The organism is Acinetobacter sp. T_3_1 (assembly GCF_025377055.1).
In the GTDB taxonomy this organism is placed as follows: Bacteria; Pseudomonadota; Gammaproteobacteria; order Pseudomonadales; family Moraxellaceae; genus Acinetobacter; species Acinetobacter kookii.
Genome location: NZ_JACHVD010000011.1, coordinates 36,811 through 60,358 on the forward strand (window position 1 = coordinate 36,811; position 23,548 = coordinate 60,358).

The 23,548-nt window shown below is 41.5% G+C and carries 21 protein-coding genes; 13 read left to right on the plus strand and 8 right to left on the minus strand.

The genetic code is table 11. From position 1 onward, the window contains the following. Positions 1 to 2 precede the first annotated feature (2 nt). Positions 3 to 1,049, minus strand: a complete 1,047-nt coding sequence (locus H4I94_RS11115) for a rod shape-determining protein (RefSeq protein WP_092819810.1) — start codon at positions 1,047 to 1,049, stop codon at positions 3 to 5. 132 nt (positions 1,050 to 1,181) lie between these two features. On the opposite strand from H4I94_RS11115, the gene gatC reads away from it, so the two are divergent. From gatC to H4I94_RS11140, 6 genes are all read left to right on the plus strand, one after another. Next, positions 1,182 to 1,496: an Asp-tRNA(Asn)/Glu-tRNA(Gln) amidotransferase subunit GatC gene (gene gatC / locus H4I94_RS11120; RefSeq protein WP_086174772.1), complete on the plus strand. Its 315-nt coding sequence runs from the start codon at positions 1,182 to 1,184 to the stop codon at positions 1,494 to 1,496. Between the two features lie 52 nt (positions 1,497 to 1,548). Further along, positions 1,549 to 3,027 (plus strand): Asp-tRNA(Asn)/Glu-tRNA(Gln) amidotransferase subunit GatA, encoded by a 1,479-nt coding sequence (gatA, locus tag H4I94_RS11125; protein WP_261183143.1) that lies wholly within the window; start codon positions 1,549 to 1,551, stop codon positions 3,025 to 3,027. Next, entirely contained in the window at positions 3,027 to 4,502 is a 1,476-nt protein-coding gene (gene gatB, locus H4I94_RS11130) for an Asp-tRNA(Asn)/Glu-tRNA(Gln) amidotransferase subunit GatB (protein ID WP_261183144.1), read from the plus strand. Before gatA ends, gatB begins: the two co-directional genes overlap by 1 nt. Before the next feature lie 63 nt (positions 4,503 to 4,565). Further along, positions 4,566 to 5,513, plus strand: coding sequence for a hypothetical protein (locus tag H4I94_RS16325; protein ID WP_409976800.1), 948 nt, complete (start codon positions 4,566 to 4,568; stop codon positions 5,511 to 5,513). A gap of 392 nt (positions 5,514 to 5,905) precedes the next feature. After that, positions 5,906 to 6,511 carry a hypothetical protein gene (locus tag H4I94_RS11135; RefSeq protein WP_261183145.1) on the plus strand — a complete coding sequence of 202 codons (606 nt, stop codon included), beginning with the start codon at positions 5,906 to 5,908 and terminating at the stop codon, positions 6,509 to 6,511. Between the two features lie 292 nt (positions 6,512 to 6,803). Continuing rightward, entirely contained in the window at positions 6,804 to 7,535 is a 732-nt protein-coding gene (locus H4I94_RS11140; protein ID WP_261183146.1) for a carbonic anhydrase, read from the plus strand. Between the two features lie 124 nt (positions 7,536 to 7,659). On the opposite strand, the gene H4I94_RS11145 is transcribed toward H4I94_RS11140, so the two are convergent. Continuing rightward, positions 7,660 to 8,115 carry a hypothetical protein gene (locus H4I94_RS11145; RefSeq protein WP_409976750.1) on the minus strand — a complete coding sequence of 152 codons (456 nt, stop codon included), beginning with the start codon at positions 8,113 to 8,115 and terminating at the stop codon, positions 7,660 to 7,662. Between the two features lie 297 nt (positions 8,116 to 8,412). Between H4I94_RS11145 and H4I94_RS11150 the strand changes: the two genes are divergently transcribed. After that, positions 8,413 to 8,991 (plus strand): DJ-1/PfpI family protein, encoded by a 579-nt coding sequence (locus H4I94_RS11150; protein WP_261183148.1) that lies wholly within the window; start codon positions 8,413 to 8,415, stop codon positions 8,989 to 8,991. A 92-nt stretch (positions 8,992 to 9,083) separates the two neighbouring features. Here H4I94_RS11150 and H4I94_RS11155 read toward each other — a convergent pair whose 3' ends face one another. The 3 genes from H4I94_RS11155 to sbmA form a co-directional block, all read right to left on the minus strand. Beyond that, positions 9,084 to 10,079 (minus strand): hypothetical protein, encoded by a 996-nt coding sequence (locus H4I94_RS11155; protein WP_261183149.1) that lies wholly within the window; start codon positions 10,077 to 10,079, stop codon positions 9,084 to 9,086. A 326-nt stretch (positions 10,080 to 10,405) separates the two neighbouring features. Further along, positions 10,406 to 11,476: a DUF1176 domain-containing protein gene (locus H4I94_RS11160; RefSeq protein ID WP_261183150.1), complete on the minus strand. Its 1,071-nt coding sequence runs from the start codon at positions 11,474 to 11,476 to the stop codon at positions 10,406 to 10,408. Positions 11,477 to 11,592: 116 nt separating this feature from the next. Continuing rightward, positions 11,593 to 12,789, minus strand: coding sequence for a peptide antibiotic transporter SbmA (sbmA, locus tag H4I94_RS11165; RefSeq protein WP_261183151.1), 1,197 nt, complete (start codon positions 12,787 to 12,789; stop codon positions 11,593 to 11,595). Positions 12,790 to 13,343: 554 nt separating this feature from the next. On the opposite strand from sbmA, the gene H4I94_RS11170 reads away from it, so the two are divergent. Continuing rightward, complete coding sequence (locus H4I94_RS11170) at positions 13,344 to 13,538, plus strand: hypothetical protein (RefSeq protein WP_092819820.1); 195 nt, start codon at positions 13,344 to 13,346, stop codon at positions 13,536 to 13,538. A 296-nt stretch (positions 13,539 to 13,834) separates the two neighbouring features. Here the strand turns inward: H4I94_RS11170 and H4I94_RS11175 are convergent, their stop codons facing one another. Both H4I94_RS11175 and H4I94_RS11180 read right to left on the minus strand, forming a co-directional pair. After that, complete coding sequence (locus tag H4I94_RS11175) at positions 13,835 to 14,638, minus strand: hypothetical protein (protein ID WP_261183152.1); 804 nt, start codon at positions 14,636 to 14,638, stop codon at positions 13,835 to 13,837. Between the two features lie 270 nt (positions 14,639 to 14,908). Further along, the gene (locus H4I94_RS11180; RefSeq protein WP_261183153.1) at positions 14,909 to 15,697 is read right to left on the minus strand and encodes a hypothetical protein; all 789 of its coding nucleotides are present in this window, start codon (positions 15,695 to 15,697) and stop codon (positions 14,909 to 14,911) included. Positions 15,698 to 16,005: 308 nt separating this feature from the next. On the opposite strand from H4I94_RS11180, the gene metG reads away from it, so the two are divergent. The 3 genes from metG to H4I94_RS11195 all read left to right on the plus strand — a co-directional run bounded on the left by metG (position 16,006) and on the right by H4I94_RS11195 (position 20,455). Next, complete coding sequence (gene metG / locus H4I94_RS11185; RefSeq protein WP_261183154.1) at positions 16,006 to 18,066, plus strand: methionine--tRNA ligase; 2,061 nt, start codon at positions 16,006 to 16,008, stop codon at positions 18,064 to 18,066. A 103-nt stretch (positions 18,067 to 18,169) separates the two neighbouring features. Next, complete coding sequence (locus H4I94_RS11190) at positions 18,170 to 19,441, plus strand: DUF6602 domain-containing protein (RefSeq protein WP_261183155.1); 1,272 nt, start codon at positions 18,170 to 18,172, stop codon at positions 19,439 to 19,441. A 45-nt stretch (positions 19,442 to 19,486) separates the two neighbouring features. After that, positions 19,487 to 20,455, plus strand: a complete 969-nt coding sequence (locus tag H4I94_RS11195) for an MBL fold metallo-hydrolase (RefSeq protein ID WP_261183156.1) — start codon at positions 19,487 to 19,489, stop codon at positions 20,453 to 20,455. 63 nt (positions 20,456 to 20,518) lie between these two features. Here H4I94_RS11195 and H4I94_RS11200 read toward each other — a convergent pair whose 3' ends face one another. Beyond that, the gene (locus H4I94_RS11200) at positions 20,519 to 21,481 is read right to left on the minus strand and encodes a diguanylate cyclase (protein ID WP_131274145.1); all 963 of its coding nucleotides are present in this window, start codon (positions 21,479 to 21,481) and stop codon (positions 20,519 to 20,521) included. Between the two features lie 302 nt (positions 21,482 to 21,783). Here H4I94_RS11200 and H4I94_RS11205 point away from each other — a divergent pair, with 302 nt between their 5' ends. Together H4I94_RS11205 and H4I94_RS11210 are read left to right on the plus strand one after the other, a co-directional pair. Beyond that, positions 21,784 to 22,161 carry a VOC family protein gene (locus H4I94_RS11205; RefSeq protein ID WP_261183157.1) on the plus strand — a complete coding sequence of 126 codons (378 nt, stop codon included), beginning with the start codon at positions 21,784 to 21,786 and terminating at the stop codon, positions 22,159 to 22,161. Positions 22,162 to 22,287: 126 nt separating this feature from the next. Further along, the gene (locus H4I94_RS11210; RefSeq protein ID WP_261183158.1) at positions 22,288 to 23,541 is read left to right on the plus strand and encodes an exonuclease SbcCD subunit D C-terminal domain-containing protein; all 1,254 of its coding nucleotides are present in this window, start codon (positions 22,288 to 22,290) and stop codon (positions 23,539 to 23,541) included. The last annotated feature ends 7 nt before the right edge of the window (positions 23,542 to 23,548 follow it).

Genomic DNA, 23,548 nt, shown 5'->3' on the forward strand with positions numbered 1-23,548 from the left:
ACTTAGCCTACAAATAACATGTCGTGATTTGGATTGTCGAAGAACTCCAGAACCTTGCCACCACCACGAGTCACGCAAGTCAACGGATCTTCAGCCACAACCACAGGCAGACCTGTTTCTTGTGCAAGCAGCTTGTCCAGGTTGCGCAGCAATGCGCCACCACCGGTCAGCACGATACCACGCTCTGCAATGTCAGAAGACAGTTCTGGCGGGGTTTGTTCAAGGGCAGATTTAACCGCAGACACAATATTTTGTAATGGATCGGAAATCGCCTGGGTAATTTCGTCTGAAGTCACCGTGATGGCACGAGGTACACCTTCAGCCAGGTTACGGCCACGCACTTCGATTTCCAGTGATTTGGCACCTTCATCCGGAAGTGCCATACCCACTTCTTTTTTAATCACTTCAGCAGTGGTTTCACCAATCACGCAACCATGCGCTTTACGTACATAATTAATGATCTGTTCATCAAATACATCACCACCAATACGCAGTGAGTCTGCGTAAACACAGCCCTGTAATGAAATGATGGCAATTTCAGTGGTACCACCGCCCACATCGACTACCATTGAACCACATGCCTGTTCAACTGGCATACCGGCACCAATTGCAGCAGCCATTGGCTCTTCAATCAAGCGGACATCACGTGCGCCAGCATTGAATACCGCTTCACGGATGGCACGACGCTCAACCAAGGTCGATTTGCACGGCACGCACACCACAACACGCGGTGCAGGCGGGAATAGACGCTTTTCATGGACTTTACCAATAAACTGGTTCAGCATGGTTTCGGTCACTTCGAAATCGGCAATCACCCCGTCTTTCATCGGGCGGATTGCAGAAATATTTGCAGGTGTACGACCAAGCATTTGTTTAGCATCAAGACCAACCGCGGCAACGATTTTCTGTGAACCGCTGTGACGGATGGCCACAACCGTCGGTTCATTTAATATAATGCCTCGTCCTGGTGCATAAATAAGTGTATTTGCTGTACCTAAATCAATGGCTAGATCGGGCGAAAACAAGCCAATTAGTCTTTTTAGAATCACGGAGACGTTCTCGATTAAACTTTATGTGGACGCAAGGTGGCAACTTTAACTAAATGTGATGATTTGGACAAGTCAATCGCTTATTATAACGCACGATATTTTGAATTTTTTTAATACTGATTAGGTAATATTATGTCTACATCGGATGCACAGCATTCTGCAGATTTAAATGCAAAAACAGTTTCAGCAATCGCACATCTGGCCCGATTGTCGCTAAATGATACGCAATCTGCTGAATATGCTCAAAGTCTAAATAAAATTTTAGGCATGATGGAAACCCTAAAAGGCATTGACACTGAAAATGTTGAGCCGCTTAAAAGTCCATTTGACCATCCACAGCCCTTACGTGAAGACGTGGTTTCTGAAGAAAATCATCGTGAAGAATATCAAGCTGTTGCACCGGCAACCCAAGATGGCTTGTACCTTGTTCCGCGCGTGATTGAATAATCTTTATTCAGTTAAATCATTTTATTAAATTAAACGTAAAGAAATATTTCTCATGACAGATTTACATCGCTTATCGATTCGTGAACTTTCCGAAGGTTTAGCTGGGGCTAAATTTTCGTCTCGCGAATTGACTGAACATTATTTAAAACGCATTGAAAAAATCGATGCCCAGGTACAGTCTTATGTGACTGTAACCGCCGAGCAGGCATTGGCCCAAGCCGACGCCGCAGATGCAGCCATTAAAGCCGGCAACGCCACAGCATTGACCGGTGTGCCAATTGCGCATAAAGACATCTTCTGTACCCAAGGCATTAAAACCACTGCCGGTTCCAAAATGCTGGACAATTTTATCTCTCCTTACGACGCCACCGTTGTAGCGAAAGGTAAAGCTGCGGGCTTAGTCACTTTAGGTAAAGTGAACATGGACGAATTCGCCATGGGTTCAACTTCCGAGTCATCTTACTTTGGCGCGACCAAAAATCCGTGGGCACTGGATCATGTTCCAGGCGGTTCTTCAGGCGGTTCTGCAGCGGTGGTTGCGGCTGATCTGGCTCCTTTTGCCACTGGTACCGATACCGGCGGTTCAATCCGTCAGCCTGCGTCTTTCTGTGGCCTGACTGGTCTTAAACCGACGTATGGTCGTGTGTCACGCTTCGGTATGATCGCCTATGCCTCATCTTTAGACCAAGGCGGTCCAATGGCGCGTTCTGCGGAAGACTGTGCTTACCTGATGAACGTGATGGCGGGTCATGATGCCAAAGATTCAACCTCTGTAGAAAAAGATGTTGATGACTACGTGGCAAACCTGAACGCTACGTCAGTTAAAGGTTTACGCATTGGTATTCCAAAGCAGTACTTTAACGTTGCCGGCTTAGATGCAGACGTGAAAGCACGTGTTGAAGAATCTCTGAAAAAGCTGGAAGACATGGGCGCTGTGTTGGTTGAGATTGATCTCAACATGACAGAAAGCTACGTGCCGACCTATTACCTGATTGCCCCTGCTGAAGCATCTTCAAACCTGTCACGTTATGACGGCGTGCGTTATGGCTACCGCTGTGAAAACCCAGTGGACTTGATGGACCTGTACAAGCGTTCCCGTTCAGAAGGTTTCGGTGCTGAAGTGCAACGCCGTATTCTGATTGGTACTTATGCCCTTTCTGCCGGTTATTACGATGCCTACTATGTGAAAGCACAAAAAGTACGTCGTTTAATTCAACAAGACTTCCTAAAAGCATTCGAATCTGTAGATGTGATTGCTGCGCCTTCTGCACCAACCACTGCATACCGGATCGGTGCAAACTTAAGCCCAGTTGAAATGTACCTGGGTGACATCTACACCATCGCGGTAAACCTTGCAGGTCTTCCTGCGATTAACGCGCCTGTTGGTTTTGACAAAGACAACCTGCCAGTTGGCTTACAGCTGATTGGTAACTACTGGTCAGAATCGCAATTGTTGTCTGTGGTACATCAGTATCAACAAGCAACGGATTGGCATACAAAACGCGCTGCAATTGCTGAGGAGAATGCATAATGGCGAAGAACAACGCTAAACCAAAATCTAACCTGATTGATGGTTGGGAAGTTGTCATTGGTATCGAGATTCATACTCAGCTGGCGACGAAATCTAAGATCTTCTCGGGTTCATCAACCGAGTTTGGTAATGATCCAAACACTCAGGCAAGTCTGGTTGATTTGGCCATGCCGGGCGTATTGCCAGTACTGAACAAAGAAGTGGTGGATTTAGCGATTCGCTTTGGTTTGGGTATCGACGCGTACATCGACCAGGCGTCTGTGTTTGCACGTAAAAACTATTTCTATCCGGATTCTCCAAAAGGCTACCAGATCAGCCAGATGGACAACCCGATTGTGGGCTTGGGTCATATCGACATCCAGCTTGAAGATGGCACCACTAAACGCATTGGCGTGACTCGTGCACACCTTGAGGAAGATGCTGGTAAATCGATTCATGACCAGTTTGAAGGTATGTCAGGTATCGACTTAAATCGTGCAGGTACACCTTTACTTGAGATTGTATCTGAACCAGATATGCGTTCGGTTGAGGAAGCGGTTGCCTACATTAAAGCGATTCACACGCTGGTTCGCTGGTTAGGTATTTCTGACGGTAACATGGCAGAAGGTTCGTTCCGTGCCGACTGTAACGTGTCTTTACGCCGTCCGGGTCAACCATTCGGTACACGTTGTGAATTGAAAAACCTCAACTCATTCCGTTTCATTGAACAGGCGATCAATGTTGAAATTGAACGTCAAATGGAAATCCTGGAATGGGACGGCACCATTGATCAGGAAACTCGTCTGTTCGACCCTGTGAAGATGGAAACGCGCTCAATGCGTTCTAAAGAAGAAGCGAACGATTACCGCTACTTCCCTGATCCAGACTTGTTGCCTGTAATTATTGCCGACGAGCAAATCGAAGCGATTAAAGCGACCATGCCTGAGCTGCCTGCTGCACGTCGTGCGCGTTTCGTGGCTGACTTTGGTGTGACTGAGTACGATGCTCACGTATTAACGCTGACACGTGAAATGTCAGAGTTCTATGAGGATGTCGTAAAAGCTGCTGGCGGTGCAGCACAAGGTAAGATTGCTGCTAACTGGGTTATGGGCGAATTCTCAGGTGCTTTAAACAAAGCAGGCTTAGATTTGGCTGACTCTCCTGTGTCGAGTGAAAAACTTGGTGGCATGATTGCACGTATTGTCGATAACACCATTAACGGTAAGATCGCAAAACAAGTGTTCGGCTTTATGTGGGAAGAAGGCAAAACTGCGGACGAGATTATTGCTGAAAAAGGCTTGAAACAGGAAACTGATACAGGCGCGATTGAAGCGATTATTAAAGAAGTACTTGCTGCCAACGAAAAAATGGTTGAAGAGTATAAATCTGGTAAAGAGAAAGCTTTCAATGGTCTTGTTGGTCAAGTGATGAAAGCAGCGAAAGGTAAAGCCAACCCTGCGCAAGTGAATGAGTTGATGAAGAAATTGATTGGTTAATTTATTCGCTAATTAATTGATTTTATGCTATAAAACCCCGCTTAATGCGGGGTTTTTCATCTTATGCTGTTTAATAAAATATTATTAGTATTCTTAAGTTTAGTTATTATTAACTCTAGTATCTTCGCGAATGTTAAAGTCAAAGGATACTATCGGAAAAATGGTACATATGTACAATCCCATTACAGATCAAATCCGGATGGAAACTTTAATAATAATTGGTCAACTGTTGACAATGTAAATCCCTATACAGGTGAATATGGTACAAAAACCGTTAATCCTAATAAAGAACAAGTTTATCTACCTTCAACTGTAAAAGAGCTTAATATCCCTTATACAACAACATACTCATCAATTAACCCACATTCAAAACAAAATCAGTCTACTTATTCTAATTCAGCATCTAAGATTCCAGCACAACCTTATATAGGTAACACGACTCAAAAGTTTAAAAAAACTGAATATCCAAGTAGTACTCCTAATTTATCTAGTTTGGAAATGTTAGAACTAGAATCAAGAATCCGATCTAATCAACGACTACAAAGTCTTGGTTATTCTGGAGATACTTCGAATCTATCTAATCCGGAAATGATAGAGCTAGAATCGAGAATCCGATCTAATCAACGGCTAAAAAGTCTTGGTTATTCTGGAGATACTTCGAATCTATCTAATCTGGAAATGATAGAGCTAGAATCGAGAATCCGATCTAATCAACGGCTAAAAAGTCTTGGTTATTCTGGAGATACTTCGAATCTGTCTAATCTGGAAATGTTAGAACTAGAATCGAGAATCCGATCTAATCAACGGCTAAAAAGTCTTGGTTATTCTGGAGATACTTCGAATCTGTCTAATCTGGAAATGTTAGAACTAGAATCGAGAATCCGATCTAATCAACGGCTAAAAAGTCTTGGTTATTCTGGAGATACTTCGAATCTGTCTAATCTGGAAATGTTAGAACTAGAATCGAGAATCCGATCTAATCAACGGCTAAAAAGTCTTGGTTATTNTTAGAATCAAGAATCCGATCTAGCCAACGATTAAAAAATTTAGGATATTAAGTGGAATATTATATTGCTTCATATTGATAGACCTAAGCCTGACTTCAAAAATCGTTCGAGTATGAAGAATAAATAATTATGACCATCAAAAAATATCCTCTATCGCCAAACTCGAAGACTTAGGACGTATTCAACTTTCACAGTCATTTTTTATGCGTTAATACCCTCACCCCAGCCCTCTCCCTAAGGGAGAGGGAGTAATCATTACAAATCACATGTCAGTATTTATATAGTAATGAAAATTCCCTCTCCTTTTTTAAAGGAGAGGGCTAGGGAGAGGATTATCATTTAAATTTCAAAATTTTAAACATACAATCAACCCAAACACTTCACGCCAAAAACAACATGACCATCAAAAAAGTATCCTCCATCGCCAAACTCGAAGACTTAGGACGTATCCAACTTTCAAAGTCATTTTTTATGCGTGATTTTCTCTATAGTGAAATCGCCAATTGGTACGGTGTGCCCAACTTCCCCGATCATCCTGACATTGCCATTCGCACAGGTACAGAACTCTGCCAACAACTACTCGAACCACTGCAAGAAAAGTTTGGACGTCTCGCTATTCGTTCAGCATATCGTTCACTAAGCGTCAACCAACTTGGCAATGAAAAGGGACATAACTGCGCAAGCAACGAGAAAAACTTTGCCAGCCATATTTGGGACTACCCCGATGCAAAAGGTTATGGGGCAACGGCATGTATTGTCATTCCATCTTTTCTAGAACTGTATGAAAAAGACCAAGCGAATTGGCAACAACTCGCCTATTGGATTCATAACAACTTAAACTACAGCCACCTACAATTTTTCCCAAAACTCTGTGCTTTTAATATTGGTTGGCATGAACAACCTTCGCGGGAAATTTATAGTTATATACAACCCAAAGGCTATTTGCTGCGGGGTGAAGCTGTGAATCCAGAGTTTGAGAAGTTTTATCCTGATTTGTTGTAATCATTAATCCCCCTTTTCCAAAGGGGGACTTGCCTCATCATCAATTTGATACGCGCGGTTCCCTCTCCTGAGCAAGTTTTAAAGCACTACTTTAAAACGCAGCACAAGTGAAGACTAGGAAGAAGATTAATTTTAACTCTTAATTTCACCTGTAAAAATAACACTTTATAAAAATATAAACTTCAAAAAAACAACATTAACTGTATATTTTATATTCATTTTCTTTTGCAGCTAATGCTGATTTTTTAGACTATACACGCCCAACTATAAAGCATGAAATGTAGAGTAAATAATGATTTTTAGAAAAATAGCACTTTTAACTTTAGCCACGGTTCACACAGCTCAAGCTGGCTCAACTCACGATTGGGGTTATGCCAGTCACAAAGCCCCTGAACATTGGGCCAGCTTAAACACAAACTATCAAAGCTGTGCCGGGGCGAACCAATCCCCTATTAATATTAATCAAACCGTACAAGCCAAACTGCCACCACTTAAATTTAATTACCACACTTCAGCTCAAGACATTATTCATAACGGCCATACCATTCAAATTAATTTCAAGCCAGGCAACGACTTAAACCTGGACAATCAACAGTTTGAACTCAAACAATTCCATTTGCATAGCCCCAGTGAAAACCAGATTCAAGGTAAATCCTACGCTATGGAAATGCATCTGGTGCATGCATCAACTACGGGTGAGCTTGCTGTGGTTGCGGTGATGTTTGACGAAGGAAAAGAAAACCAGAAACTGGCTAAACTGTGGAAAGAATTACCTAAAAAAGCCGGTGCTGCCATTCCACTCAAGCAACAGGACCTGGCATCTGCATTTTTACCTGACAACCTGGAGTACTACCGCTTTAACGGTTCACTCACTACCCCGCCTTGTACCGAAGGTGTCCGCTGGATTGTTTTAAAAAACATTCAACAGGCATCGAAACAGCAAATTGAAGCATTTTCAAAACTGATGGAGCATCCGAACAATCGACCTGTACAACCGCAAAATGCACGTGTGGTTTTGGAATAAAGCCACCAATATTTATACAGAAAGCGATTTATATCTCCACACATCTTTTGAAATATAAGTTACTTTTAATTTTTAGCCCTTGAACATAAAAAAGACCTGAATTCAGGTCTTTTTTATGGTTGTTTTATCTTATTTTTCCTAACTTATTCCACACATCCGGTGTCAAGAAAGTGACCACCAGTTTATTTAAATCTACATAGCGCAGCACACCTTTGAGCTGACTTTCTACTTCAGGATTTTCTAAAATTTCCTCACCGGTAATTTGTCCAAGCTCCTGAAAACTATCGCCCACCGCTTGTACACCCTCCGCAGCAATGACAGCTTTAGTCTGGCTCGCGCATTGATCCACCAATATACGCTGTAACACTTGTGCCAGGTTTTTATCCAGCTGGGTTCTCTGCTCTTCATTCACATTGCTGAATTTCTTCAATTCCGGATGTGCAGATAACGCGACAAAGGTCCATTGCAGCACCGTTGTTTTATCTGCTGCCGTGGTGGATTTCACCAGACAGTTACTCAACTGATCCACCGTTGGTCCGGCCATTGCAACTTGTGTTGTTCCCATAACCGCAGTTGCCATCAAAACAGAACAACCGATTCGAGCAAAGCGACGACCCAAGGTGGTGAAAATAGAGTAAAACATAAAGCAAACTTCCATTCTGAACTGCTGTCTTTTTATCATAAATTGCCGGGTGCAGCCTGTTATGGCTGTGTAAAATCAAGCTTCTTTTTCAGCTTGTCTATCCACCTGACAATTTGAAGGGTTTCCGGCTTCGACTAAAGAAAGCCACTTCATCCTTAAAAAGGACCTCTGCTTATGCTATGGTGAATGAAAATAAAACTTTATATAAATCATATCTGAACAGAGGGAAAAATCATGACTAAGCAAATCTTGATGCTGGTGGGCGACTATGCCGAAGACTACGAAACAATGGTGCCATTCCAGTTTTTAACTGGCCTGGGCTATACCGTGCATGCAGTCTGTCCGGATAAAAAAGCCGGCGACAGCATCGCCACAGCCATTCATGACTTTGAGGGCGAGCAAACCTATAGCGAAAAGCGTGGTCATAACTTTGCCATCAATTATGACTTTGACTCGGTCAATACCGAAGATTATGTGGGTCTGGTCATTCCGGGCGGACGCGCACCTGAATACTTGCGTATGAATGCACGTGTGGTGGAAATTGTGCGTGAATTTGATGCTGTAAAAAAACCGATTGCAGCCGTATGTCACGGTGCGCAACTTTTAGCGGCTGCCGATGTACTTCAAGGTAAAATCTGTTCTGCTTACCCTGCATGTGCAGCGGAAGTAAAACTTGCAGGTGGTTTATATGCCGATATTGCCGTGACTGAAGCAGTCACCGACGGACATCTGGTGACTGCGCCGGCTTGGCCTGCACACCCTGCCTGGATGGCGCAATTTATGAAAGCACTCGGTGCAACGATTCAGCTCTAATACTACCGCGTTAAGATTTGAAAATTTCAACATTCATGTTCCATCGCATGATGATGGAACATGACGCTGATGAAGATGAGCAAAATAGCTTTTTATTTCATCTGCCTAAGCATATTTTTCGCCCCACTGTGATTATAGTTCACGGCTAAATTTTGCAAGACCCGCCTTGCTTGAGCTTTAGAATTAGAAAAGCGGTTGCTATAACTTGGCACACTGGTTAAACAGCGCGCCACCAGCATCCCCGATTCAGTGTAGACCCGGGTTCCCTCCGTTCCCTGCAATTTGCCATAATTATAGGCCCGCTGTGCATTATTACAGGCAGCCACCTGATTTTTACCGCTATTTAAATCACGGCGTGCAGCGACGTAAAATTTCACCTGCTGCTGTTGCGGACTTTCCACCACTTTTAGCGGCTGTTTTTCAGGTAACTCTGCTGCAGGCTTGGTTTCTTTTTTCAGTTCCGTTTCTTTTTTAGCTTCAGCCTCTTGTTGAGGCACAGACTTGTTCAGCGCTTTTTTATTGCCCTGATCATTGGAACTGATTTTTTTATCTGCAACATTTGTAGTCACACGGATATTTTTATAAAACTTTTTGGCTTCATCCGCAGACATCAGCCTGGTCTGCAAACTGACGACACGCGTATCACGCCCATCATTGAGTTTACGTTCAGCCACCGGCTCAATAGACGCAATCCAGCTTTGCCCATTATTTTGTACGCACTTGTAGGCACCTATGCCTTGTTTGACATTGCCAGATGCAGATAAACGCTTTTTATCCGATGCATCCTTGACCAGAGTCATGGAGCTCTTATAGAGCAGCGTGAATTTGCCCTGCTTGGCAGAACAGTAATTGTTTAAATATTTTCTTGGATATAAAGATTGCGGCTCTTTGTCATTCTGTTTTGCTCCCCATGAATAGACATATTCTTTGGCATGTCCATTCGATTGGTTAATATTTTTTTGAACGATCATTTCCTGTGCTGAAGCATAATTTTTAGCGGAATCATCTGAGCTCAAAGCATTAAAACTGGTACAGCCATGTAAAGTGATGCCCACTCCGCCAATCAAGATGAATGTTTTGAAATTCACGTATTAATGCTCACTGATGCTGTCATTAAGAAAATATATGAAAATCCGGGAAATCACAAATACACTACCTTGATTTTATTATTAATTCCCACTGATTTACAGGATACATTTTTATCTGAAAAAGCAAAATAACTGCCAATCTTTTAAAAGTTTCAGCACTGAAATCTGAAGGAGATAACACTTTTTAGCCAATTTGAAACTTTGTATGATTGGTGAAGCTTTAGTTATCCCTGATGCTATTCGGCAATTTCCATCATGACCTGATGTAAATTTAATCTTTTATATAAATAGCCAGCTGGCGTACTCAAAAGCAAAAATGAAATGGGTTATTTCACCACGGCTTCAATTAAATCAAGATCCCAAGCACCACCGGCAAAACCTTTAAACATGCCAGACCAGCGATCTACAGTTTGAACGAAAGCTTGTCCCTGCCAAATCCATTCGCTCATCTTCCAGCAATCACCAATACCACGACCCTTTTGTGCACTGCTGATTTCGCCTGCTGCAAAACCCGATGCAGATTCGGTCACAAAGCTCGCTTTGCCTGTTAAAGATTGATTCATTACCCAAGCCCCATAGCCTTCATTGTAGGCTCCGCGCCAGCATAGGGTGGTAGCTAGAACTTTGTTATTGGTAAGCTTATAGAGTTCAATCGCTTGTGGTTTGGCACCCTCTCCATCATAAATGCCTGCACAAAATTCAGCTACATCTGACTGTGTCGGCCGGGCAGCCATGAGTAACTTATGCAGGTTTTGGTACTGTCTGCTATTGGGCTGTAGTGTTAAATAAGGTTTTGCTGCGGTTTTTACTTTATTGACCACTAATTTGGGCTGTGCTGCCAATACTTTCGACTCACCTTCGGTGCCGGGCTTGACCAAAGCCCCTACCGTACCCATACGTTGTTGAAAATCATCCATTTTCAACAATGAGGCCGTCATGCCTGCATCAGAAACTTGCCAGATGTAATAGGCATTTTTAAATACGATGTTCGCTTTTTTCCGGGCCTGTTGTAACAGTGCATTGAGCTGTTTGCTATTTAGTGCTCCTGTAAGCAGTTGCTCTGAAATGTTAATCCTGACTCGGCCATAATCCTGATTATTGATAAAAAAGTTTAAATTATTCAGTTTCTTGTAGTCTAAGGCTTGATCAAAACTGGATAGGGAAAATGTCCCTTGTACGGTTTGTTTTGCTCCAGCTTTACGGGTCAACAAGATTGTGGCAGGCATACTTTGCAGATGATCATCCTGATAGCCTGCTGCCCGACAGGTGCCGGTATTACTGCAATACACTTCCCAATCCTGATGAGAAAAAGACATGCCTTGAATTTCTTTGGCAAATGTTAGAGGACTGGTCACGGCCAGACAGCAAAGCGAAGTCCACGCATAAAACCTTTTCATTTTTTCTGCCCCTTCCCTTTTTAATTACTATACTTCAGCATTTTCATGATTGTGAAATATAAAGCGTTATAAAAAACCCGCATCATACGGGTTCTGTTGCTCAATTTGAGTATGCCTTATTTATGCAAAGTCGATTCAAATGCCCTTAAACGCTTATAAATTGAAAGCAATTCGATAATGGTCGGCCAAGATTCTATTAAATACTGGAATGACTCGCGTACCTTGCCAAAGACATTGGCAATCTGCATCATAAGGCCTAAGGTAATCGCCCCTGCGGCAATACTTGGAAACAGCACAAACAGGCCATACAGATTGTCCAGCTGCATGTACCAGATGCGTACCATGTTGAAATAGGCATAATGGAAATACAGGCGGAAATAATTAAAACGCACGCGACTGAACAGTTCTTTTAAAGTCAGCGGATCGGCACGATCGGCATAGTCTTCACCGTAAACCAGTTCCTTACGGTAGGCAGCTTCAACCTTCTGGTTGTTAAATTCCAGACCCGGCAATTTATACCCGACGACCATCAACACTACGGTACCCAGCACTGCCCAGCTAATGGCAGCCCAAACCAGCGCATATGGAATTTCACCAATCACCGGCAGCTGTTTGACATGCGATGACAACTGCAATAACACCGGTAAAAATGCCATGAGCGTCATGAGGGCCTGAATGAAACTCACTCCCAAACTTTCGGTGGTTTTGGCAAAACGCATGGTATCTTCCTGAATACGCTGCGAAGCCCCTTCAATATGACGTAACTGTTCCCAATGTGCAGTGTAATAGTCATTCATGGCCGTACGCCAACGGAATACATAATGGCTGACAAAGAACAGGTTAAATACGGCAATGGTCACATAGACCATGGCGACATAGAGGAAAGTCAAGGTTTCACTGTAGAGTAAATTGACATTGCCACCGCCACTGCTCAGCATTTTCTGAATCAGGTCATAAAATGGGCTGTACCAGGCATTCACCACCACATTCACCTGCACGGCAAACCAGATGTTAAACAGAATAAAAGCCGAGCCCCAGACCGACCAGCCCTGCCATGGATTGCTGGATTTTAAGCGCCAGAACAGGGCAAAAATAACGGTTGAAACCATGAACCACAGATAGAACCATAAAAATGAAGGCGCCCAAAAGCGACTTACCCCTATCGGTAATTCTGCAGTGGCATAACCCGGTGCAAAGCCTAAAAATGTTCCCCAGCCACTTCCGCCGGAATACCACAGTGCAATATTGATGACAAACCAGAGTACCAACGATGAAAAGAACCACTTCGGGTCAGGAAAAAAAGATTTAAACATTCGCTCAAGCTATTCCTTTATTTTTAGTTTCAAACTTGCCAATCAACCAGCCGGCCCATTTAAGCCGGATGGATGAAGCGGCTATTATTCTCGTCTTTTCATCTTTGTAGCAACTTATACACTGTTTGTGAAATGTTTTTTCAGATGAAATATTGTCTTGGGCTGACACCTTAATCGGCAAATGGTAGGGTTCATTCGCCCTGTGGTGACGTCTTAACCATTCAGTTCAGCTTAAAATCTGCGACATCCTGCATTCAACACAGCACTGATGACTTTTTGCCAGATCTTGACTCAGCTTAGAGGGGATAAATTAAAATTTTCTTAAAAATAATCCAGCTATTAAATCCCTAAAATTTTTATGGAAATGTTCAAAAATGGAAGATAAATCAAAATATAAACTTTAATCCCTTCTCATTTACTTCTTCAGTATGTCGACTGCATAATGATTTTTATCCGTTTGTTTTTGATTTAACTCGCAAAACTGATAAAATTGGTTAAATATTTACCAATTTATGGTATAATTAATCTAATTTCTAATAAACAGGGGAAGTGAAATGGAAAAATTAATCATCGAATTATTAAAACCCGTAACCTTGGAAAAAGAAAACTGCAATCCGCTGGTTTTTGAACAAGGCACTATTTTAAAAGTCGTTATGCAAACACCGACCAGCCTGTTGGTATCAGACGACTCAAATTTTAACTTTACTGTTTCTTTGCGAGATGAGAATACAGTCTGGCGTGAGCTATAAATTTCATTGGATTTTTATATTGATTTAGAAAATTTGGCTACGGAATTCTCAACTTGGGTACACCTTCCCTAAACTCAGGTTCGAGATTTTTGGTGGGCCATAAACAACCCTAAAGCTAAACAACCACTAAAGAATCATAAAGTTTGGCTAAAAAGCCTCCGCTGCTGATCAAAGCCATAGAAAAAGAGATAGATGCTTTATCTGTTATGAAGCTTAAAAGTTCCCTCTACCTCTAGTCTATCCAGCATCCCCCAACCAAGCTGCTTTAAGCTGAATATTGTTTACACCAGTTTTTTTCAATATTTAAGCGTACTCATAAAGCTTAGCGCAGAAAACAGCCAGATAAACAAGACGAAACTGCGCCCCTGATTAAAATGATTCAGATCCGTACCATGCAAAATATTATGCCGGGTCATGCTCACGGTTGAACTGCTATCCATCTGGTATGCTGCAAGTTCGGGAAAATAAGGATTCAGCTCTGCTGCAATTTTAGATTTATGCCACAGGCTTTTTATCTCGTTGCCTTTTAAGCCCGGAACGATTTTATAGACATCGACAAATTTGGTGCCGTTTTGTTTTAAGAAACCGGTTTTCAGTAAAACATCGGTCAAGATGCCTTCGAGCTGTGCATAGACGTTAGGAATACAGCCACTATAAAAACCAAGTTTATACATCTTAAAACTTTCAAGCAGCACAAAACGACGCTGTGCTTTGATGCTGTCATCAATCTCTAAAGCATCAAAAGCTTTAAGCATTTCTGTTTGAAAATATTTGCAATTAATGATGTCGAGTAAATTAAATTGTTCAATATCTTTAAATTGATGAATTGCAGGCCAAAAGTGCATCAGGTTTAAGGCATCATTGGCAACTTTCGCCCCCAGGGGCTGATCAAGTTCTTCTACCAGTACCTGAAAATACGGTTCCTGCTCGGCTAAGCCCAATAATGTTTTGATAAGAAAAGCATGTTCATCTGCCGAGATATCTTCCAGATACTGTTCGGCTTCTTTCAAGATTTGATTGCCCATTTGCACTTTATTCTGCTGATTTTGCTGAATACACGTTACAGGTGGGTCGTAATCAAAATCATCCTGGTCAATCATGGTCTTTACTCTTGGCAGATTGCTTTAAGTGCCTATTATCACAGGTATTCATTACAGCACATAGCGCTATAAAATAAATACGATGACGTTGATTGAATCCCAAGCGAGATTCAATCAACTGTAGCCACCCAATTACAGTTCGCCCGATTTAGACATTGCCCGGTTTGCAGATGGAGCATGTTTGGATGCCATCCGGACCATTTTCAATTTTTTGGCCGTTCTAGCCCCTTCAACCATGCCCTGAATGAAGTATCTTTAAAATTGAAACCCTTATTGATGATTTTTATTCTGGTCAGACTTGTGTTGCTCAGATTGATGGGTTTTATCTTGATCCTTTTTGGCCTCAGCTTTGTTGTTGGTGTGAGCTGAGTTCTGGTCTTTATCCTGATTGTCCTTGGACGAAGAATCCTGATCCTGTTTTTTCGACTCACCAGACTGAGACTGATCTTCTCCTTTCATTTTACTCATTGTGTCCGTCGCCATCTGTCTCAGTTCACCCAGTTTGACAGAGGCTTCATTGACCAACTCCATAATCTTCTGTTTGGTGTCTTCAAACTTGTGTAGGGCCTCATCTTTTAAATGTGCCATACGGTCCTGCTGATCTGACTGATTTGCCGATTTATCTTCCGATGTATGATCTGCTTTAGCCTTTTTCGTGTCATCCGAACCCTGTTCACCATTTTGCTGGCTGTCTGACTTGCCATTTTTTAGCTCATTCAGAATCTTTTCAGCTTTTTTCAGCAGATCCTCACCAATCGCGATTGCCTTCACTTTTAAGTCATCCATCTTAATGCTTTCAGTTTTTTGATCTAACTTGCCAGACTGAGCTTGATTAGAATTATCTTTCTGGTCTGCATGTTCGCCACTTGGCTGAGTGCCTTGCCTAGCTTCGGACTTTTCATCAGTATTGTGCTTCTGGGCTTCTAGAACTTCCTGATTATGCTTTTTATCGATCTCGTTCTGCTTTTGCTCTTTTTCCACTTGCTCATTCAATTCTCGTGCATGTTGTTCTTTATCTGGGTTTTGCTTCGAAGTACTTGTCTGGTTATTCTGAGTCATGAGTACCCTCCTGAGGTGTCATAAAATGATCAGACAATTTTTTAGCACAAAGCATGCACCCAAACGGACGAATTAAGTAAACTGCAACAAAGCCTGTACATGTTGTTGCTATTGATTGCAGAAAGTAGCGTTAACTTACCTCGGTCAATTGTTTAATCGTCGCGCATCGGATGATACCGAATGCTGTATTTGAAGATTCAGGTCGCTTTATTCATTGCGCTTCAGCTAAAGCATTTCTTTGTAATCCCTTCTGCATCATGTAAAATTATGGCCCATTGCATAATGAATACGAATGAGAGAGTGAATCCGTGCGTAAAATCCTAGTCACCAATGCCCTTCCTTACGCCAATGGCCCGATTCATATGGGTCACTTACTCGGCTATATCCAGGCTGATATATGGGTACGTGCGATGCGTGCAATGGGTCATGACGTGACGTATGTCTGTGCGGATGATGCTCATGGTACAGCGATCATGCTGCGTGCTGAGGCAAATGGCATTTCACCTGAAGCACAGATCGCCAATGTGCAAAAAGAACACATTCGTGACTTTGACGGTTTCGGTGTGCATTTCGATCATTATGACTCTACCCACAGTGATACCAACCGCGCCCGCGCTTCAGAAATCTATATCAAAAACCGTGAAGCCGGCAATATTGCAGTTCGCCCTGTAACCCAGTTATTTGATCCTGAAAAAGGCATGTTCCTGTCAGACCGTTTTATTAAGGGTACATGCCCAAAATGTAAGGCAGAAGATCAATACGGCGATTCATGTGAAGTCTGCGGTACAACTTACAACGCAACTGAATTATTAAATCCAAAATCGACTTTAAGCGGTGCGACTCCTGTTGAGAAATCTTCGGATCATTACTTCTTTAAACTGCCAAATTTTGGTGAATACCTGCAAAAATGGACCCGTGATGAAGGTCGTCTACCCGTATCTATCGCCAACAAACTGGATGAATGGTTTGATAATGGCTTGAATGACTGGGACATCTCACGTGATGCACCTTATTTCGGCTTTGAAATTCCTGATGCACCAAACAAATATTTCTATGTTTGGGTGGATGCTCCGATCGGCTATATGTCGAGCTTCGAAAATTACATCAAAACCAAACGTCCTGACTTAAGCTTTGATGATTTCTGGAAAAAAGATTCTAAAAATGAAGTCTATCACTTCATTGGTAAAGACATCGTTTACTTCCATGCCCTGTTCTGGCCTGCAATGCTGGAAGGTGCAGACTACCGTACACCAACCGGTTTATTCGTGAATGGCTTCCTGACTGTAAATGGTCAGAAGATGTCTAAATCTCGCGGTACCTTCATTAAAGCTGAAACTTATTTACAGCATTTGAACCCTGAATACCTGCGTTATTACTTTGCTTCAAAACTTTCTGACAAGGTAGAAGACTCTGACCTGAATCTGGATGACTTCGTTCAGAAAGTGAATTCGGACCTTGTAGGTAAAGTGGTAAACATCGCCAGCCGTTGTGCAAAATTCATCAATACCAAGTTTGATAACAAGCTAAGTGCAACTTGTGCCGAGCCTGAACTGGTTCAAAGCTTTATTGATGCTGGTGACTCAATTGCCAAAGCTTATGAAACCCGTGAATTTTCGGCAGCGATCCGTGAAATCATGGCGCTTGCAGATAAGGCCAACCAGTACATCGATGAGAAAAAACCTTGGGCTTTAGCGAAAATCGAAGGCGAAGAACAGCAAGTTCATGACGTGTGTTCTGTGGGTATCAACCTGTTCCGTCAATTGGCTGTGTATTTAGCTCCAGTACTTCCAACTTTGGCTGCTCAGGTTCAGGACTTCCTTAAACTGGCTTCTTTCGACTTTGCTTCACGTACAGAAATCTTAACTGGTCATGAAATTGCATTGTTCCAGCCATTGATGCAACGTGTTGATCCGAAAGCTGTGGCTGCAATGGTCGATGCCTCTAAAGATTCTTTAGCTGCACCTGCTGCTGAACCAGCAAAAGCTGAGAAGAAAAAAGAGAAAGCTAAAGAGAAGAAAGCCGAACCTAAAGTGGGTGAAGCTGAAATCATTACGATTGATGACTTCATTAAAGTTGATCTACGTGTTGCTGAAGTTTTGGAAGCTACAACGGTTGAAGGTTCTGACAAACTGCTGCAATTGACTTTGAATGTTGGTGAAGCTGAGCCACGTAATGTCTTCAGCGGTATCCGTGAGTTCTATAAACCGGAAGACCTGAAAGGCAAACTGGTGGTGATGGTTGCAAACCTTGCTCCACGTAAGATGCGTTTTGGTATTTCAAACGGTATGGTACTTGCCGCTGGTAATGGCGAAGGTGTTTGGGTGATTTCACCTGAATCTGGTGCTAAACCGGGTGATAAAGTGTCTTAAGATTTCGGTCGAAAGATAAGAAAAAGCCTCTACTGATGTAGGGGCTTTTATTTGATAAAATAATAATTGTTAATAAAAGCATGCTTAATATTATTGGAATCTTATGAGCAATTCAAATGCACTTCAATTTCTCGTCGATAAGACCGAGACTGTAAGGACTTTAAAATTAAAAAAAACTGAATTTCAAGGGCTAGGTCATGAGTTGTCAATTTCCCAAAAAGATTTAATGAATAGTTATAACCGCTCAAAGAATATAAAACATACAAGAGACTTAGGTACACATAGAGAAGAAATTTTACGTAAACACTTATTAAATGCCGGTTTAGTACCTCCTAAATTTCTTATTAGTGAAATAAGTTGTAGAGTTGCAGATACTAATGGCAATTATTCAAGAGAATTGGACATTCTTTTTTCTAACCACGAAGAAAGAATTTTATTAATGAAAAGAGGAAATACACTTGAAGTTCATCCAGTTGAAAATACTTACGGTACAATTCAAGTTAAATCAAAAGTAACTCAAACAGAATTAGAATCTGCTTTTGAAAATATTGCTTCATATAAAAGACTAAGAAAAAATAGAAGTGAAAAAGAAGCTAATATATCTAATGAAGGATTTGGAATTATATTTTTTTATACCACAGATTTAGATAATGAAAAATTAACAGAATGTATAAATTCTTTAAAAAACAAATATTCTCTTGACTTAGTACCTAATGCTATATTTATTCTAGATCATGGTCATTTTATTCTACAACATAAGGATTCATACAATTATTTCCTTACTGACCACATTAGTTCTTGCCAAAATGAAGAATTAACGTACTTTTGCAATCCAAATCATGATGATCACTTGTTCCATTTTCACTCAATATTATTATATCTACTACAAAATACTAGAACATTTACATTTAAATTATCTGACTACTATAATTTAGGTAATATCGACTTTAATACCAATATTTCTTTCAAATTCATGTTTGGTGAACATCATGAATTAATGACTTGTGATAAACACAAAGGAGACGATTATCAATATTTAAAAACTATTAAAAGTGAAAATTTAGAAAAAATATACAACTCAGTCATTAATACACAATTTTATGATGAAAATTTTATACTTTTTAATATACACTCAGACAACCTTGTTAAAATTTATAATCCTGAAAAACTAGAGTTAGATCCCATTCTAAAATATGATAAAAACACAATGATTTATGAAAAGATAATAATTAATAAATTAGGTAATAAAATTAATGTTCTACTGCCTTGGTATTATATTTTAAAAGAGAATCTATTTGAAGATTGTCCACGTTGTCAGAGAAATCTGACTCAAAAGATCAATAGACAAAAAACAAAACTTAAATCTCCTAGTTAGAATCTAATATCATATAAAAACATTTAATCAACTTATAAGAAACCTATGAAAACTTTAAACCCCCTATTCCTCGCACTCACGCTAAGTACCACAGCCATCACCACCCAAGCAGCTGAATCAACCATTCCAGCTCAAAAACAAGTCGCTGGCTATTACCACCACCAAATGGGTAACACCCAAATCACCGCCCTGCTTGATGGTACGAACCACCTAAACCCATCCATGTTTAAAGGCTTAAGCGACAGCGAAAAAAGCGACATCCTAAAAAAATATGCTGCTATAAATGACAAAGGCGTTCAAACCTCAGTCAACGCCTTTCTCATCAATACAGGCAAGCAACTGGTAATGGTGGACAGTGGTGCAGCCAGCTGCTTTGGCGCACATCTGGGTTCAATCTATAACAACCTGAAAGCTTCAGGTTATCAACCTACGCAAGTGAATGACATCTTCCTGACGCATCTCCACCCTGACCATGTTTGCGGTATTTCCAATAAAGGCGTAGCGAATTATCCAAATGCCACTTTGCATATTTCAAAAACAGAATATGACTACTGGCTAAATCCCAATACCGTGAAGAAACTGCCAAAAGACAAGCAAGCAGGTTTCTTGGGTACAGTTGAAAAAATTAAAGCGGCTTTAGCTCCATATGAAAAAGCCAAAAAAGTGAAGGTATTCTCGGACAAATCATTGGCATTGGGTGGAATCGAATTTAAGCCTTCTTTCGGACATACCCCGGGGCATTACAGCTTTAAACTCAAAGCTGATGGTCAGGAAGTCGTGTTTATTGGCGACATCGTGCATTCACACACTTTGCAGTTTGACCGCCCTGAAACCGCAATTGAATTTGATACTGATCCCAAAGCAGCGGTACAGACACGTTTAAAACACTTTGCCGAATATGCCAAAGACGGTCAGCTGATTGCTGCCCCGCATTTACCTTTCCCGGGTCTTGGGCATATCTATTCAAAAGATGGGAAAAACTATCAGTGGATTCCGGTACATTTTAAGGATTGATAAAAGATGAATAAAAATAATCCCCTCAATACAGGGGATTATTTTTTAATGAACTGCTGAGACCTAAACCGTGATTTTCGCTTCATCGGCAACAAACCGTTTGCGTCCGGTCTGTTTGGCTTTAAACAGGTTTTTATCGACCATATTTAAAAAGTGTATTTTGTCATCTTTCTCTGTCGGACAAATACATTTCACCCCCAGACTTAAACTGACATTCTCTGAAATCGGAGATGCCCGATGGGGCAGATTTGCCTGATTCATCATACGAAGGATATTGTCTGCAATTTGAATTGCACCCTCTAAATTCGTTTCTGGCAATACAATCGCAAATTCCTCGCCCCCATAACGTGCCACCAGGTCACGTGGACGTACACAGCAGCTTTCCAGCATCTGTGCAATCTGCTTGATACAGGCATCGCCAATAATATGCCCATTAAAATCATTGTATTGTTTAAAGAAATCGATATCGATCAAAATGACCGACAGGGGCTTTTGTTCACGTATTGCGTTGTCCCATTCACGTGAATAGAAATCGTCAAATAAGCGTCGGTTGGCAATTTCAGTTAAACCGTCTTTATAGGAAAATTCTTCCAGCTTGCGGTGCAACGCTTTTAGTTCCTCTTCCTTTTTCTTGCGTTCAGAAATATCAAACATAAAGCCGACTAAACGTTCAACTTCACCATTTTCCTTACGTACCACATGAACCACATCACGAATCCAGCAATATCCACCGCTTGCCTTTAAGGCACGATAGTCCGCTTCATGATCTATACCGGCAATGGATTGCGACACACAATAATTCAGCACATGATCACGATCATCCCGGTGCATACGGTCTGCCCAGTCCTGCACCGACTTCCAGGAACTCTGTTCCCAGCCCAATAACTTTTCAATTTGAGGGCCAATATAGCTAAACTGTTTGGTGGCCCAATCTATGCTCCAGGGTATGGCCAAAGTCGACTCTAATAATGTTTTATAAAACATGTCATTCGACAATTGCTGCTCATCAAACGGATTGTTCGACATAAGACTACTCTAATTTGAATGCACGAAAAATGTCTTAATATGTTCTGGTTTTACCCTACACGACATTTCAATACGCGCTTGATGACTAACCTGCCTGAAACAGGCTCCCCCATAAAAACTGCTTTTTCACCACTGAACATTTTTACATTTCAAGATGATTATTTATTCTACAATTTCTCTCCAAGAAGAAACATCTATTTCTAGCGATTTGATTTATTTTCAAGGTAATTCCTATGTTCTGCATTTGGAACCACGTCCCTGTATTTTTCTAAACTTTTAAAAACAACACTCAGGATCAGATGATGAATAACATTGTTTACTTTGAAATCCAGTCTTCCAATCCCGCCAGAGACATCGCTTTTTACCAGTCTGTTTTTGGCTGGAAATTTAGTAAGGTTGAAGGTTTGCCGATTGAGTATTATCAAATCCAAACTGAGAACATGTCTGGCGGTTTACTGAAACGCCCTGCAGAAATCCCTCCAACCCATTGTGGTAGCAATGCTTATACCTGTTCTGTACTGGTTGAAAATTTCGATGAAGTCGCACAGAAAATTCTGAATGCAGGCGGTCAAATTGCCCTGGACAAATTTGCCATTCCTGGACGTTGCTGGCAGGGATATTTTCTTGACACCGATCACAATACTTTTGGCCTGGTAGAAGCGGATGAAAATGCCCAATAAAAAAAGCTTTAGAATTAAATCGATTAACATAAATTAAGCGACTACATCCACCATGAAAGGCAGAATAGATGGCATGATTTATGATAATTTATAAGCTCATTTTATCCATTGTGATTTGGGGCATTCGTGGCTGTTCATTTTCTGCATACATCAGACTGGCATCTGGGACAATTCTTTTATAACCATTCACGCCAGTATGAACATGAACAGTTTTTAAGCTGGCTACTTGAACAAATCCAGCAGAAACAGCCCCATGCATTACTGATCGCCGGTGATATTTTTGATGTCATCAATCCTGCATCCAGCGCGCAAAAACAGCTTTATCAATTCTTGGCCGATGCCCATGCCCTTGCCCCGCATATGCAAACCCTGATGATTGCCGGTAACCATGACTCGGGCTATCGTATTGAACAGGTCGAGCCCTTACTGGAAAAATACAATGCCAGAACCGTCGGCGTAGTTCATAAAAATGAGGAGGGTCAGATTGATTTAGACCGGTTGCTGGTTCCGATTTATGATCAACAGAAACACATTGTGGCCTGGTGTTTGGCGCTGCCCTTTTTACGTCCGGCAGAAATTACCGGTTTTAATGAACACACTACCAATAGTCAAAATGCGGTTGCCTATTTACATCAGCAACTGATTGCCGAAGCCAAAAAACGTAAAATGGATGATCAGGCGCTTATTCTGATGTCACATGCGCATATGCAAGGCGGTGAAACGTCTGATTCGGAACGGCCGATTATCATTGGCAATGAAGAAGCCTTATCGACGGCATTATTTGATGACTGTATTGATTATGTCGCGCTGGGGCATTTGCACAAACCGCAAAAAGTTCAACATGCGCACATCCGTTATAGTGGTTCCCCTATTCCTTTGTCTTTTAGCGAGATTCACTATAAGCATCAGATTGTAGAGGTACAAGTTGATCCATTAAAGCAGGATGAATCACGCTTTCAGTTTGAAGCGATTGCCATCCCGCGCTGCATTCAGCTGCATAAAATTCGTGGCGAGCTGAATGAAGTAATGCAAAAACTCAAAGCCTTGCCCGATGGTGAAATTGAACAGATGGGTCAGCGTGAATATGTGGATATTGAATATCACACCCTGACGCCGCCCTTGCCCAATTTAAGACAACAGTTTGAAGAAGCGCTGCCGAAAAACCGCTATCGTCTGGTGCGAATTTCACGGCAATATTTATCGGCGGAAAATGATAATTCAACAATTGCAAAAATCTGCCTGGAACCGCCAACCCCGGAAAAACTGTTTCAGCAGATCTGGGAAAAACAGGGCTATAGCAATGATGAAACTGTCTTGAACGATTTTATGAGTCTGATGCACGAAGCACAAAAATCACTTGAAGAACAACAAATACGCTAAGAACTGT